Origin of the sequence: Streptomyces sp. P9-A4 (assembly GCF_036634195.1) — a bacterium.
Lineage (GTDB): Bacteria > Actinomycetota > Actinomycetes > Streptomycetales > Streptomycetaceae > Streptomyces.
On sequence record NZ_JAZIFY010000001.1, the window covers coordinates 664,969 to 678,283 of the forward strand.

Genomic DNA, 13,315 nt, shown 5'->3' on the forward strand with positions numbered 1-13,315 from the left:
ACCACCCCCGACCGTCCCCGACCGAGCCCGTCACCTGCCCGGCCGTCCGTACGGGTGCGGGCCCGAGACCCGTCAACCCCGTGGCCCGGCGCGCGCTACGGTGGGGCATCGGATCAGCGGCGAGGCATGAGGCGGGGGCAGGACACACCCATGGCACAGGGCACGGTCCAGGTGACGCACACCGGCACATCGCGGTGGCGGCGCCGCACGGGTGAGTACCCCTCGCTTGCCGCCGCCCTCGAGGCCGCCGGGGACGGGGACGTGCTGACCGTCGCCCCCGGCACGTACCGGGAGAACCTCGTGGTGCGGCGGGCGGTCACCCTGCGCGGCCCCGAGGGCGGCATCGGCTCGGTGCGGATCGCACCGCCGGACGGGGTGCCGCTGACGCTCCGCGCCTCCGTCACCGTGCGGGACCTGCACATCGAGGGGCAGGACGTCGCCGCGCCGGCGCTGCTCGTCGAGGACGGCACCCCCGAACTGCTCGACCTGCGGATCATGACCCGCTCGGCCGCCGGGATAGAGGTGCGGGGTTCGGCCCGCCCGACGGTCCGGCGCTGCACGGTCGACAATCCCGCCGGGGTCGGCATCGCCGTGCTCGACGGCGCGGGCGGGGTGTTCGAGGAGTGCGAGGTGGTGTCCGCCGGACAGGCGGGGATCTCGGTACGGGGCGGGGCGCATCCGCGCCTGGAGCGCTGCCGGGTCCACCACGCGTCCGGCGCCGGGATCGCCGTGACCGGCGAGGGCAGCGGCCTTGAGGGCGTCGGCTGCGAGGTGTACGAGATCAAGGGCGCGGGCCTGCAGATCGCGGCCAGGGCCACCGCCCATCTCACGGACTCCTCGGTGCACCGCACCTCGGCGGACGGCATCACCCTCGACACGGACGCGGTCCTGACGCTGTCGGACTGCGACATCCACGACGTGCCGGAGAACGCGGTCGACCTGCGCTCCCGCTCGGTGCTGACGCTGACCCGGTCGACCGTCCGCCGGTTCGGCCGCAACGGCCTCTCCGTGTGGGACCCGGGAACCCGGGTGGACGCCAACCAGTGCGAGATCCACGACAGCACGGGCGACTACCCGGCGGTGTGGGTCAGCGACGGGGCGACCGCCGTCCTCGACGCCTGCCGGGTGCACGACGTACCGGACGCGCTGTTCGTCCTCGACCGGGGTTCGCGGGTGGACGTCGTCGACAGCGACCTCTCGCAGGTGCGGAACACGGCGGTGTCGGTGAGCGACGGGGCCACGGCCCAGCTCGACGACTGCCGGATCCGGGAGGCCTCCACGGGCGCCTGGTTCCGGGACCACGGCAGCGGCGGCACCCTCGGCGGCTGCACGATCGACTCCGTGCAGACCGGCGTCATCGTCACCAAGGGCGCCGACCCGACGATCGACCGGTGCACCGTCACCTCGCCCGCCGAGGCGGGTTTCTACGTCTCCGCGGAGGGCCGCGGCACCTTCACCGGCTGCCGGGTCACGGGCAGCGGCGGCTACGGGTTCCACGTCACGGACGGCTGCCGGACGAGCCTGCGCAAGTGCCGTACGGAGCGCTGCGCTCGCGGCGGCTACGAGTTCCCGGAGGAGGGGGCGAGCGCCGAGGACTGCACGAGCGACGAGAGCGCGGTCCGCTCCTCCGTACCGGACGGCGGGACGGTCCTGACGGCCACGCAGTCGCCGGGGCTGCTCGGGACGGTGCCCGTGCCGCGCACCCCGGCGCCGGCCGTACCGGTGCCGGCCGCCCCGGAGCCCGCGCCCTCGGCCCGCTCCTCGCAGGACGTGCTCGGGGAACTGGACGCCCTGGTGGGTCTGGAGAGCGTGAAGCTGGAGGTACGCAGCCTCACCAACATGATCGAGGTGGGGCGCAGGCGCCAGGAGGCAGGGCTCAAGGCGGCCTCGGTCCGCCGCCATCTGGTCTTCACCGGCAACCCCGGCACCGGAAAGACCACGGTGGCCCGGCTGTACGGCGAGATCCTCGCCTCGCTCGGGGTCCTGGAGCGCGGTCATCTGGTGGAGGTCTCCCGGGTGGACCTGGTCGGCGAGCACATCGGCTCGACGGCCATCCGGACCCAGGAGGCCTTCGACCGGGCGCGCGGCGGGGTGCTGTTCGTCGACGAGGCGTACGCCCTGTCGCCGGAGGACTCGGGCCGGGACTTCGGCCGTGAGGCGATCGACACGCTGGTGAAGCTGATGGAGGACCACCGGGACGCGGTGGTGGTCATCGTCGCGGGCTACACGGCGGAGATGGAGCGCTTCCTCACCGTCAACCCCGGTGTGGCCTCCCGTTTCTCACGGACCATCACCTTCGGGGACTACGATCCGGACGAGCTGCTCAGGATCGTGGGCCAGCAGGCGGACGAGCACGAGTACCGGCTCGCGGCGGGCACCGACGAGGCGCTGCTCGTGTACTTCGCGAAGCTGCCGAAGGGCCCGGCGTTCGGCAACGGGCGCACCGCCCGGCAGACCTTCGAGTCGATGGTGGAGCGGCACGCGGGCCGGGTCTCCGCGCTCGCCGAGACGAGCACGGACGACCTGACGCTGCTCTACCCGGACGATCTTCCCGAACTCCCCTGATCCGAGGACTCGTCGCCGCCCCGCTGCCGTGGGAGGGCGGGCGGCAGGCGGTCGAGGAGGGCGGAGCGCCGGTCGGCGAAGACCGGGTCGGCCTGGTAGTCGGAGTGGCCCAGTATCGGTTCGGGCAGCGGGTGTTCGCGGGTGCGGCCGTAGGCGACCGGGTCGAGCAGGACCCCGGCGTCGACCGCCGGCCTGCCGTCCTCGGCGGGGACCCGGACGGGTCCGCCGATGGGGTCGGTGGCCCGGTAGAGGTTGCTCCAGCAGTGGACCGTACGGTTCAGGCCGCGCAGCGCCTCGGGGCCGAAGTAGGCGGGGAACCAGCGCCCGTAGAGCCGCTCCAGGGGTGAGCCGTAGGTGAGGAGCGCGACGCGACGCCGGGTGTCGGGGCGCAGCTGCCAGACGGCCGCGGCGGCCAGCACGCTCCCCTGGGAGTGGCCGGAGATGACGAGCCTGCCGCCGGTGCTGCGGGTCCAGGAGCTCATCCGCCAGGTGAGGTCGGGGACCGCCCGTTCGGCGTAGCAGGGCGGGGCGAAGGGGTGGGCGGCGCGCGGCCAGAAGGTGCCGACGTCCCAGAGGATGCCGATGGTGCGGCGGGCGGAGGCGTCCTTGTAGGCGCGGCGGCCCCAGGTGACGAAGAGCAGGAAGCCGAAGCCGATCATCCAGGAGCCGAGGGCCTGGGTCGCCGAGGCGAGCGGGGCGAGGGCGGGGTGGGCGCCGTCGAAGGCCCGCCCGGGGACGTTGCCGCTGGTCCAGGCGCCCGCGACGGAGCCGGCCCCGAGGAGCAGGGTGGCGCCGGACACCACACCGACGAGAACGGGCGCGGAGTCGGTGAGCGACGCCCGTGCCCGGCCGTCCGCGATCTGCCCGGTACGGACGGGGTCCCGCTCGTCGCCCGGGTAGTCGGCCTCGACGGCGGCCCGCAGCCGTCGGCCGGCCAGCACGGTCCGTACGGCGAGGACGGCGGCGGGCGCGAGCAGCAGCAGGAGCAGCACCGGGATCACGGACGCCTGCCAGCTGAGCAGCACGGGCGGGGCGATCCGGGGGCCCGCGTCACCCATGCCGGGGGTGGCGGGGCCGTCGAGCCAGTCGGCGACCCGCTGGGCCACTCCCCCGGACATGACCCCGCCGAGGGCGCAGGCGAGCATCGCGACGGCGGGGCCGCCGAGTCCGCGCAGGGCGGTACGCGGGTCCCGCCGGGGCCGCTGGAGGAGCAGGGCGACCACGCCGAGGGCGACGACAAGGCCGCCCTGGGCGAGGGTGAGGGCACCGAACACGGCGTCGCCGGGGAGGGTGCCGGTGGAGGTCCAGCCGGGGCGGGACCAGCAGGCGTGGAGGGCGGTGAGCACGAGGAGGGCGAGGGAGGCGCCGGGCAGCCAGGAGACCAGGGCCCGTTCGACGCGCAGGTCGAGGCGGCGCTCGCTGCGGCCTCGTCGGCACACGACCCAGAGGACGACCAGGGCGAGGACGGCTACGGCGGCCTGGAGCAGCCGGCCCAGGACGGCACCGGGACCCGGGTTCACGGCGTCGTGCCGGACGGTGGCGGTGACGAGGGCGGCGGCGACGGTGAGGAACCCGGCGGAGGTGTGCGCGGCCCGAAGGCGCGCGACGAGGCGGCGGCCGTACCAGAAACCGGGGCGGCCGAGGGCGGGGCGGGGTTCGGCGGGGTCGGTGTCAGGTGGCGTGGGCCCGGGAGACGCGGTGCTGGGGGACGTGATGCCGGCGGACGCGGCGCCGTGTGTCTGTCCGTCGGCCGGTCCCGCACCGGCGGGTTCCGCACCGGCCGGTTCCGGTTCGGGTCGGGGGTCCGGCAGCGGGGCGTCGTACCCCGCGGGCGGGCGCTGGGCCTCGTACGCGCTCCACGTGCGGTTCGAGAGGTACCAGAGCAGGCCGACCAGCGCCGTCGGCACCAGCGCGGCGAGCGCGAGACGGCGGCCCGGCAGGGACCACCAGCCGCCACGGCCGGCGGAGAGGAAGCCCAGCCAGGAGTGCGCGTCGGCGCAGCCCGCCGTGGCCGCGCACTGCCAGGCCGTCAGATCGAGCGCGACCTCGCAGGCCGCGGCGGTGAGCAGCACGGTGAGGGTGAGGGCGACGAGCCTCACGAGCACCCCGTACAGCCGGACGAGTCCCGGGCGGCGCCGGGCGGGCGGGCGCATCCAGTGCGCCAGGTTGACGACCATGAAGGGCAGGAGCAGCAGCCAGAGGGCTCGGGCGCCGTCGCCGGAGGTGAGGTTCGACCAGCAGTACGCCTCCGGGACCGGGCGGGCCGCGTACCGCTCGGGGTGGTCCTCGGCGTCGAGGTCCTCGGCGCGGCGGTACACGGCGGCGGTCCGGTCGCCGGTGACCCGTACGGTCCTGGGGTCGTCGAGCATGTCCTGGGGGGTGGCTCCGCCGACTCCGTGGACGAGGAGTTCGAGCGCCGCGCCCCCGCTCTCCGGGGCGGGTGTGGCAGGGGACACTGAGGCGACTTCCTCTCGGAGTGGGAAGATGCGACGTCGGCACCAGGATCGCGGACGGGCGTGCGCCTGCGCACCGTCCCTCACCGAATCCGACACCCATCCCCTTGTCTTCTGCGGAAGGACCGGCCCCGGCGGTGACTGACAACCAGAACCTCCTCGCGGAGCAGCGGCGCGCCCTGATCCTCGACGAGGTCCGGCGGCGCGGCGGCGTCCGGGTCAACGAGCTGACCCGTCGTCTGAGCGTCTCGGACATGACGATCCGCCGCGACCTCGACGCGCTGGCCCGGCAGGGCATGCTCGCGAAGGTGCACGGCGGGGCCGTTCCGGTGGTCGAGGCGAGTACGCACGAGCCGGGTTTCGAGGCCAAGTCGGTGCTCGAACCGAGTGCCAAGGACGACATCGCGCGCGCGGCGGCGGCCCTGGTGGCGCCGGGTACGGCGATCGCCCTGTCCGGCGGCACGACCACCTACGCCGTCGCCCGGCACCTCCTGGACGTGCCGGATCTGACGGTGGTGACCAATTCGGTACGGGTGGCGGACGTGTTCCACGAGGCCCAACTCACCTCCGGCGGGAGCGAGTCGCGGCGCGGTGCGGCGACGGTGGTGCTGACCGGCGGCATGCGCACCCCGTCCGACGCCCTGGTGGGGCCGGTGGCGGACCGGGCGGTCCGCTCGCTCCACTTCGACCTGCTGTTCCTCGGCGTGCACGGCGTGTCGGTGGAGGCCGGTCTCTCCACGCCGAATCTGGCGGAGGCGGAGACGAACCGGTGCCTGATGCGGTCCGCGCGCCAGGTGGTGGTGGTCGCGGACCACACCAAGTGGGGGACGGTGGGGCTGAGTTCCTTCGCCGACCTGACGGAGGTGGACACCTGGGTGACGGACCGGGGGCTGTCCGAGGGAGTACGGGCGGAGGTCGCCGAGCACCTGCCGGGGCTGGTGGTGGCGGGCGAGGAGCAGGAGTGACCCTCTTCCGGGTGGAGCGGACGGTGCCGACGGCACCGGAGGAGGTGTGGCGGCGGCTCACGGACTGGCCGGCGCACGGCCGGCAGGTGCCGCTGACCCGGACGCGGGTGCTGACCCCGGGCCCGAACGGGACCGGGACCCGGTTCACCGCCCGTACCGGAATCGGCCGGCTGTCCTTCGACGACCCGATGGAGGTCGTGCGCTGGGAACCTCCGGCGCCGGGCGGCCCCGGGGTGTGCCGGCTGGAGAAGTCGGGCCGGTCGGTACGGGGTTGGGCGCTGGTCGAGGTCACGGGAGCGTCCGGTGGCGGCAGCCGGGTGGTGTGGACGGAGGAGCTGTCCGTGCGCGGGGTGCCGCGGCTCTTCGATCCGGTGCTGGGGTGGGCGGGACGGTTCCTGTTCGGCCGGGCGGTGGACGGGCTGCTGCGGAACGGGTGAGCGGGGGCGGCGGGCGGGGAACCGCTCGGCAGGCCTTTCCGCACCCCCTCCCTCTGTGCTGTTGACAGTGCGTCAGCTAGGGTGCTCTTCCGCTTCGTCCTGGAGGTTCGGTCCATGGCACGCCGACTGACGCCGGTGGAGCTCGACTTCACCGCATCCGCGCCCGTCCGCCTGGTGTTCACGGCGGCGCTCGCCGCACCGCCCGCGGCCGTCTACCGGTCGCTCGCCGTGGAGGTGGGGAGCACGCCCGCGTGGTTCACCGCGGTGGCCTCCGCCGTCCCGACCGGCGACGGGGCCGGCCGCACCGTCCGGCTCCGGGGCGGGATCGTCTTCGAGGAGACGATCCTGGCCGCCGAGCCCGATCTGCGGTACGCCTACCGGGTGGACTCCACCAACGCCCCCGGCGTGACGGCCATGGCCGAGGAGTGGACCCTCTCCCCCGACGGCCGGGGCACCCGGCTGCGGTGGACGATGGCCGCCGCCGGCGCGACCCCGTTCCGGCTCGCGCTGCGGCTCGCCGGGCCGGGTGTGGGGCTGTCCTTCCGGGACGCCGCGCGCCGGCTCGACCGGCGGCTCACTCCGGCCAGGCCCCCGTCGCCAGGAAGCGTTCGATGACGGCGGTGTACGGGGCGATGTCGAGCCCCTGCGCGTCGAGCCACTCGTCGGAGTAGTACTTGTCGAGGTAGCGCTCGCCGGGGTCGCAGATCAGCGTGACGACACTGCCGGTCCGGTCGTGGGCGACCATGTCCGCCACGATCTTGAAGGCGCTCCACAGCCCGGTGCCGGTGGAGCCGCCCGCCTTGCGGCCGATCGCGGTCTCCAGCGCGCGGACGGCGGCGACGCTCGCCGCGTCGGGCACCTTCATCATCCGGTCGACGGCCCCGGGCACGAAGCTGGGCTCCATCCGGGGGCGCCCGATGCCCTCGATGCGCGAGCCGCAGTCGGCGGTGGCGTTCGGGTCGTGATGTGTCCAGCCGTCGAAGAAACAGGAGTTCTCCGGGTCGGCGACACAGATCCGGGTGTCGTGCTGCATGTAGTGGACGTAGCGGGCGATGGTGGCCGAGGTGCCGCCGGTGCCCGCGGTGGCCACGATCCAGGCGGGCTCCGGGTAGCGCTCCAGCTTCAGCTGCTGGTACATCGATTCGGCGATGTTGTTGTTGCCCCGCCAGTCGGTGGCCCGCTCCGCGTAGGTGAACTGGTCCATGTAGTGGCCGCCGGTCCGCTCGGCGAGCGCCACGGCCTCTTCGTACATCGTGCGCGAGTCGTCGACGAAGTGGCACCGACCGCCGTGGAACTCGATGAGCCGGCACTTCTCGGGGCTGGTCGTACGCGGCATCACGGCGATGAACGGCACGCCGATGAGCTTCGCGAAGTACGCCTCGGAGACGGCGGTCGAGCCGCTGGAGGCCTCGATGACGGGCTTGCCCGGCCGGACCCAGCCGTTGCAGAGGCCGTACAGGAACAGGGAGCGGGCGAGCCGGTGCTTGAGGCTGCCGGTGGGGTGGGTCGACTCGTCCTTGAGGTAGAGGTCGATGCCCCACTTCTCGGGGAGCGGGAAGCGCAGCAGGTGGGTGTCGGCGGAACGGTTGGCGTCCGCCTGGACCTTGCGGACTGCCTCCTTGAGCCAGTTCCGGTAGGCCGGATCGCTGCGGTCGACGTCGACGGTCACCGCCGCGGCGGCTGCGCCGCTCACCGCGCTGTTCTCCGTGGTGCTCATCCGTGCCTCTCCTCGGTCGCTTCCCCCGCTTGTCCCGATGCCGACAATACCCCTCTCACCTGGGCAAACGTTTCCTTTGACTCTCCATAGGGATGGCTTGCGGTAGGGCCACTGGTGCGGGCGGCGCGGGCCCGGCACACTGGGAGCGACAACCGGGTGAAAGGGGCGGATCGACATGTCGGAACCCGAGTTCACTGCCAGGGGCGTGGGGATCGCCCGCTGGCCCAGGTCACTGACGCGCGCGGGCGAGGTCCGCATCGAGGACGGCCGTCTCGCGCTGCTCACGAGTTACGGCAGCGAGATCGACAGCGCGCCGGTGGACGCGGTCCGGGCGGGCCGCCCGTGGTTCGCGAAGCCCGACGAGGCGGTGGCGACCGTCAACGGCACCCGGTACCGGCTGACGCTGCACAAGGACCGGGGCGGGAGCGGGGACGCCGAGGAGGCCCGTCACGAGGACGCGGAGGCGTCGGGGCGCTTCCTCGCGGCCCTGAAGCGGGCGGCGGGCCGCCGCTGAACCCCTTCGGCGGCCCCGAAACGGACGGCGGGCCGCGCTGATCCCCGTCGCCGTGAGTTGCGGGACGGTCACCACTGGTTCAGGCTGGAACCACCTCACCGAGGGTTGACCGGTGGTGACATCACGTTCAGGTCGCCACCCTGCTGTACCGCATGTGAGATCCGAATCTTCGTCTTCTTCCGGACTACTTCGGGGAGTCGCAGCCGTGATCAGCGAGCCGAGCAGGTATTACGCGGTGGAGCTCCAGGCCCTGCCGTCGCGGATCGGTCAGATCCGCAGGATTGTCTCCGCGCATCTGCGCCACTGGCGTCTCGACGCCCTGGTCGACCCCGCCGTCCTGGGCGTCACCGAGCTTCTGACCAATGTCCACCGGCACGCACGGCCGGACAAGCGGTGCACCGTCGAGATCGAGCTGTTGCTCGACCGTCTCACGGTCTCCGTCCGGGACAACGACCCCCGGATACCGCAGGCCGGCTGCGCGGACCCGCTCGACGCCTTCGACCTCTCCGGCGGTGCCGACGGGCTGGCCACCTCCGGCCGCGGCCTCGCCATCGTCGGCGCGGTCAGCGAGAGTTGGGGCGTCCGTCCCTGCGGGGCCGACGGGAAGGTGGTGTGGTTCACCCTCTCGGCGCCACCGCCCGCCGTCCCGGTCACGACGGGTTCCTACGCCGTGTACGGCTCCACCACCGAGGGCCCCTTCCTGGGGTACGCGCCCTTCCCGGGCGTCCCCGTCGGTGTCCCGGCCGACCCGGCTGCGGCCCCCGGCCCCACCCCCCTCGCGCCGGCGCCGGCCGTCGCCAGGGCCCGCCGGGTGCCGGTGGGCCACGCGGGCTGACCGACGCTCCGGAAGGAACGCCCGTCGGCCCACGGGCCGGGCCCCGCCCGCCGTGCTCACTCCGTGGCGATCGCCCGGAGGATCTCCAGCCGGGCCGCCCGGCGCGCCGGACGCCATGCCGCCACGGCCCCGGCGAGCAGCCCGACCAGCGCCACGGCCACCAGCCGCACGACGGGCAGGGCGAAGACGAACGCGCTGTCGCCCGAGCCCTCGGAGGCGCGGACGAGCACCCACCCCAGGAAGCCGCCCAGCGTCAGCCCGCCGAGCGTGCCGAACGCGGCCACCAGGACCGACTCCCACCGGACCATGGCCCGCAGCTGCGCCCGGGTCTGTCCGACGGCCCGCAACAGGCCGAGTTCCCGGGTGCGTTCGTGGACGGACAGGGTCAGCGTGTTCGCGATGCCGAGCAGCGCGATCAGGACGGCGAGCGCGAGGAGCGCGTAGACGAGGGTGAGCATCATGTCGATGCCGCCCGCGGAGGACTCCGCGTACTCCTGCCTGGTCTGCACCTCGGGCCGGCCGTACCGGTCGGCTACCTGCGTCACCGCCGCCTTGCCCCGTTCGGCGGTGACGCCGTCCGCGAAGGAGACGGCGACCAGCCGGTCGGCGTCCTGTGTGCGGTGCGGTGCCCACGCCTCCCGGGTGACCAGGTAGTCGCCCGCCAGGTCGGAGCGTTCGTAGACCGCCCGGACGGTGAAGGTGCGCCGGGTGCCGTCGGTGAACGTCAGCACGGCCGTCCGGCCGGGCGTCAGACCGGACGAGGCGGCCTCGTCGGCGGCGACGGCCAGGCCGTCCGCGCCCAGGCCGGTGAGGGATCCCCGTACCGCCCCCAGATCGAGGGTGCGGGCGAGCGCGGCCGGGTCGGTGACGGTCAGGGCCCGGCCCCGGCCGTCGACGTCGGCCACTCCGCGTCCCAGGCCGACGGCCGTGTCCACCTCGGGCAGGGCGGCGACGGCGGGCGCGAGACCCGGGCTGAGCCCGGCGCCGCCCGCACCGAACGAGGCCCCGCTGATGGCCACGTCGCCCGCGAAGGAACGGTCGACCGTGTCGTCCATCGTCGCCTTGAGGGAGGCGCCGAAGACGGTGAAGAGGGTGACCACGGCGACCCCGATCATCAGGGCGGTGGCCGTGGCGGCCGTACGCCCGGGGCTGCGCAGCGCGTTGCGGCGGGCGAGGCCCCGGTTGGCCCCGCGCAGCGGGCGGCCGAGGACCCGGAGTGCGACCGAGGCGGCGACCGGTCCGAGGACCACGAAGGCGGCGACGGCGAGCGCGGCGCCGGTGGCGGCGAGCCAGAGCGAGGGCGTGCCGAGCACTCCGGTGAGGACCGTGCCGACCGCCACGCCGAGCAGGGCGCCGCCGGTCAGCACGCGCGCGCGTGAGGTGCCCGAGGTGTCGACCTGCGTCTCGCGGAGCGCGGCGAGCGGGGCCGTACGACCGGCCCGTACGGCGGGGAGCAGCGCCGAGCCGGCGCAGACCGCGAGTCCGACGGCGAGCGGGAGCACCAGGGAGGTGCCGGACACGACGAGGTCGCCCTCGGGGAAGGGGAATCCGACGGCAGGGAAGAGCGCCTGGAGTCCGGCGGCGACGCCGACCCCGGCGAGCAGACCGCCGAGCGAGGCGAGCAGACCGATGGCCAGCGCCTCGACGAGGGTGCCGGTGACGACCTGACGGCGGGCGGCGCCGAGCGCGCGCAGCAGGGCGTTCTCACGGGTCCGCTGGGCGACGAGGACGGCGAAGGTGTTGTGGATGGTGAAGACCGAGACGAGCACCGCGACCCCGCTGAACACCAGCAGGAAGGTGGTGAAGAGGCTGAGGAAGCGGCCGGAGACCATCTCCGTGTTCTCCTCGGCGGCCCGCTGCCCGGTGATCGCCTCGACCCCGTCGGGCAGGACGGGCGCCAGGGCGGTGACCAGTTCCTCCTGGGAGACGCCGGGCCCGGCGCGTACGGCGATGCTCGTCGCCTCGCCGGGGCGCGCGGTCAGGTACTTCTCCGCGTCGGCGCGGGTGAGGCCGGCCCAGGTGACCTGGCCCATGCCGTCGGCGCCGCCGAAGGTGGCCAGACCGACGACGGTGACCTTCACGGGGTCGGGGGTGCGCAGCACCGTCGTGTCGCCCAGCCCGAGACCGGCCGTCTTGGCGGCGCCCCGGTTGACGACGATCTCGCCGGTGGCGCTCGGGGCACGGCCTTCGGCGAGCTTGTACGGGTTGAGGGCCGGGTCGTCGATCCAGTTCCCGGCGAGGGTGGGCGGGCCCTTGCCGCCGACGGGGGTGCCGTCGGCGGCCAGGAGCTGGCCCGCGCCCTCGATCCGGGGCGCGGCGGCCGCGACCCCGGGCACGCGCGCGAGGCGCTCGGCGAGCGCCGCGTCGACGGGGCCCCGGGCGCCCTGCGCCTCGCCCGGGGCGGTCACGGTGACGGCGCTGCGGACGACGGCGTCGGTGCCACGGGTGGCGCCGGTGAACAGCGAGTCGAAGCTCGCGCGCAGGGTGTCGCCCATGACGAGGGTGCCGGTGAGGAAGGCGACCCCGAGGAGCACCGCGGCGAAGGTGCCGAGGAAACGGCGCCGGTGAGCGCTGAGGGAGGAACGGGCGAGGCGGAGGGCGGCGGGGGTTCTCATGGCGCCACTCCCCCGGTCGTGAGGGGCGCGGGAGCCGTGGCCCCGGGTTCCGCGGGCCGGTGACCCGTCGCGGGTGTCGGCCCGCCCTCGAAGGCCTTCATACGGTCGAGTACGCGGTCGGCCGTCGGGGCCGTCATGCGGTCGACGAGCCGGCCGTCCGCGAGGAAGATCACCTCGTCGGCGTGGGCGGCGGCGACCGGGTCGTGGGTGACCATGACGACCGTACGGCCGGTCTCCCGTACCGTACGGCCGAGCAGCCGCAGCACCTCCTCGCCGGAGCGCGAGTCGAGGTTGCCGGTGGGCTCGTCGGCGAAGACGACGTCGGGGTCGCCGGCGAAGGCCCGGGCGACGGCCACCCGCTGCTGCTGCCCGCCGGACAGCTCGCTCGGCCGGTGGTGGAGCCGGTCGCGCAGGCCCACGGTGTCGACGAGCCGGTCGAACCGCTCGCGGTCCACGGTGCGTCCCGCGAGGTCGAGCGGGAGGGTGATGTTCTCGGCGACGGTGAGCGTCGGCAGCAGGTTGAACGCCTGGAAGACGAAGCCGATCCGGTCCCGCCGCAGCAGGGTGAGACGGCGGTCGTCGAGCGCGGAGAGGTCGGTGTCGCCAAGGAGGGCGGCGCCGGAGGTGAGGGTGTCGAGCCCGGCGGCGCAGTGCATGAGGGTGGACTTGCCGGAGCCCGAGGGGCCCATGACGGCGGTGAAACGGCCGACGGGGAAGTCGACGCTCACCCCGTCGAGAGCCCGGACCTCGGTGTCGCCGCGCCCGTAGACCTTGACGGCGTCGACGACGCGCACGGCCACGGGCCCGGCAGGAGTCGTCCGAGAGACGGACCCGGCCGGGGGCTGCGGGGCGGGCGGGTACGGGGACGGTGTGCGGGGCGTGGTCATGCCCGACGCCCCTTGGGGTCCGTGGTGCGGCCGAACTGCTCCTCGAGGACGGTCAGCCGGCGCCAGTACTCGTCCTCGTCGATCTCGCCGGCCGCGAACCGGTGGCCGAGCAGGGCGATCGGCGAGTTCTCGTCCGGACCACCGTCACGGCCGAGGGATCCGTCGCGGTCGAAGCCGCCGTAGGGGCCGTGGCCGCGTCGGCCGCGCCGCCATCCGGCGCGCCGGGCGACGGTGACGATCCCGACGATCGCGACGGCCCAGACGAGGGGGAAGAGCAGGGCCCACGGGCCGGGGCCCGCGTAGGCGAGTGTGTTCATGAGGGTTCAG

11 protein-coding genes are annotated in these 13,315 nt (G+C 74.4%); 6 read left to right on the forward strand and 5 right to left on the reverse strand.

The annotated features are described in order from the left end of the window. The first annotated feature begins 150 nt into the window (after nucleotides 1-150). Nucleotides 151-2,565, forward strand: coding sequence for a right-handed parallel beta-helix repeat-containing protein (locus V4Y03_RS02780; protein WP_317876547.1), 2,415 nt, complete (start codon nucleotides 151-153; stop codon nucleotides 2,563-2,565). Here V4Y03_RS02780 and V4Y03_RS02785 read toward each other — a convergent pair. Then, entirely contained in the window at nucleotides 2,535-5,021 is a 2,487-nt protein-coding gene (locus V4Y03_RS02785; RefSeq protein ID WP_332433878.1) for a hypothetical protein, read from the reverse strand. The genes V4Y03_RS02780 and V4Y03_RS02785 overlap by 31 nt on opposite strands. Nucleotides 5,022-5,155: 134 nt before the next feature. Between V4Y03_RS02785 and V4Y03_RS02790 the strand changes: the two genes are divergently transcribed. The 3 genes from V4Y03_RS02790 to V4Y03_RS02800 all read left to right on the forward strand — a co-directional run bounded on the left by V4Y03_RS02790 (nucleotide 5,156) and on the right by V4Y03_RS02800 (nucleotide 7,035). Further along, nucleotides 5,156-5,983, forward strand: coding sequence for a DeoR/GlpR family DNA-binding transcription regulator (locus V4Y03_RS02790; protein ID WP_317876545.1), 828 nt, complete (start codon nucleotides 5,156-5,158; stop codon nucleotides 5,981-5,983). Continuing rightward, complete coding sequence (locus V4Y03_RS02795; RefSeq protein ID WP_332433879.1) at nucleotides 5,980-6,420, forward strand: SRPBCC family protein; 441 nt, start codon at nucleotides 5,980-5,982, stop codon at nucleotides 6,418-6,420. Before V4Y03_RS02790 ends, V4Y03_RS02795 begins: the two co-directional genes overlap by 4 nt. 114 nt (nucleotides 6,421-6,534) lie before the next feature. Then, nucleotides 6,535-7,035 carry an SRPBCC family protein gene (locus V4Y03_RS02800; protein ID WP_332433880.1) on the forward strand — a complete coding sequence of 167 codons (501 nt, stop codon included), beginning with the start codon at nucleotides 6,535-6,537 and terminating at the stop codon, nucleotides 7,033-7,035. On the opposite strand, the gene V4Y03_RS02805 is transcribed toward V4Y03_RS02800, so the two are convergent. Next, a complete protein-coding gene (locus tag V4Y03_RS02805) occupies nucleotides 6,995-8,137 on the reverse strand; it encodes a PLP-dependent cysteine synthase family protein (RefSeq protein ID WP_317876542.1) in 1,143 nt (380 codons plus the stop codon). The genes V4Y03_RS02800 and V4Y03_RS02805 overlap by 41 nt on opposite strands. A 175-nt stretch (nucleotides 8,138-8,312) precedes the next feature. On the opposite strand from V4Y03_RS02805, the gene V4Y03_RS02810 reads away from it, so the two are divergent. Together V4Y03_RS02810 and V4Y03_RS02815 are read left to right on the forward strand one after the other, a co-directional pair. After that, nucleotides 8,313-8,651, forward strand: coding sequence for a hypothetical protein (locus V4Y03_RS02810; RefSeq protein ID WP_332433881.1), 339 nt, complete (start codon nucleotides 8,313-8,315; stop codon nucleotides 8,649-8,651). A 205-nt stretch (nucleotides 8,652-8,856) separates the two neighbouring features. After that, complete coding sequence (locus V4Y03_RS02815) at nucleotides 8,857-9,486, forward strand: ATP-binding protein (RefSeq protein WP_332433882.1); 630 nt, start codon at nucleotides 8,857-8,859, stop codon at nucleotides 9,484-9,486. A gap of 56 nt (nucleotides 9,487-9,542) precedes the next feature. Here the strand turns inward: V4Y03_RS02815 and V4Y03_RS02820 are convergent, their stop codons facing one another. Genes V4Y03_RS02820 through V4Y03_RS02830 form a run of 3 tightly spaced genes read right to left on the reverse strand, consistent with a single transcriptional unit; the run spans nucleotide 9,543 to nucleotide 13,305 of the window. Continuing rightward, the gene (locus V4Y03_RS02820) at nucleotides 9,543-12,101 is read right to left on the reverse strand and encodes an FtsX-like permease family protein (protein WP_332433883.1); all 2,559 of its coding nucleotides are present in this window, start codon (nucleotides 12,099-12,101) and stop codon (nucleotides 9,543-9,545) included. Next, nucleotides 12,098-12,988 (reverse strand): ABC transporter ATP-binding protein, encoded by an 891-nt coding sequence (locus V4Y03_RS02825; RefSeq protein ID WP_332433884.1) that lies wholly within the window; start codon nucleotides 12,986-12,988, stop codon nucleotides 12,098-12,100. The genes V4Y03_RS02820 and V4Y03_RS02825 overlap by 4 nt, the downstream gene beginning before the upstream one ends. Then, nucleotides 12,985-13,305: an SHOCT domain-containing protein gene (locus V4Y03_RS02830; protein ID WP_317878578.1), complete on the reverse strand. Its 321-nt coding sequence runs from the start codon at nucleotides 13,303-13,305 to the stop codon at nucleotides 12,985-12,987. Before V4Y03_RS02830 ends, V4Y03_RS02825 begins: the two co-directional genes overlap by 4 nt. Nucleotides 13,306-13,315: the final 10 nt, after the last annotated feature.

What these genes read in the sequence shown, in the direction of transcription:
- V4Y03_RS02800 (WP_332433880.1), top strand. Translation starts at nt 6,535, where the DNA reads ATGGCACGCCGACTGACGCCGGTGGAGCTCGACTTCACCGCATCCGCG.
- V4Y03_RS02780 (WP_317876547.1), top strand. Translation starts at nt 151, where the DNA reads ATGGCACAGGGCACGGTCCAGGTGACGCACACCGGCACATCGCGGTGG.
- V4Y03_RS02825 (WP_332433884.1), bottom strand. Translation starts at nt 12,988, where the DNA reads ATGACCACGCCCCGCACACCGTCCCCGTACCCGCCCGCCCCGCAGCCC.
- V4Y03_RS02830 (WP_317878578.1), bottom strand. Translation starts at nt 13,305, where the DNA reads ATGAACACACTCGCCTACGCGGGCCCCGGCCCGTGGGCCCTGCTCTTC.
- V4Y03_RS02805 (WP_317876542.1), bottom strand. Translation starts at nt 8,137, where the DNA reads ATGAGCACCACGGAGAACAGCGCGGTGAGCGGCGCAGCCGCCGCGGCG.
- V4Y03_RS02810 (WP_332433881.1), top strand. Translation starts at nt 8,313, where the DNA reads ATGTCGGAACCCGAGTTCACTGCCAGGGGCGTGGGGATCGCCCGCTGG.
- V4Y03_RS02820 (WP_332433883.1), bottom strand. Translation starts at nt 12,101, where the DNA reads ATGAGAACCCCCGCCGCCCTCCGCCTCGCCCGTTCCTCCCTCAGCGCT.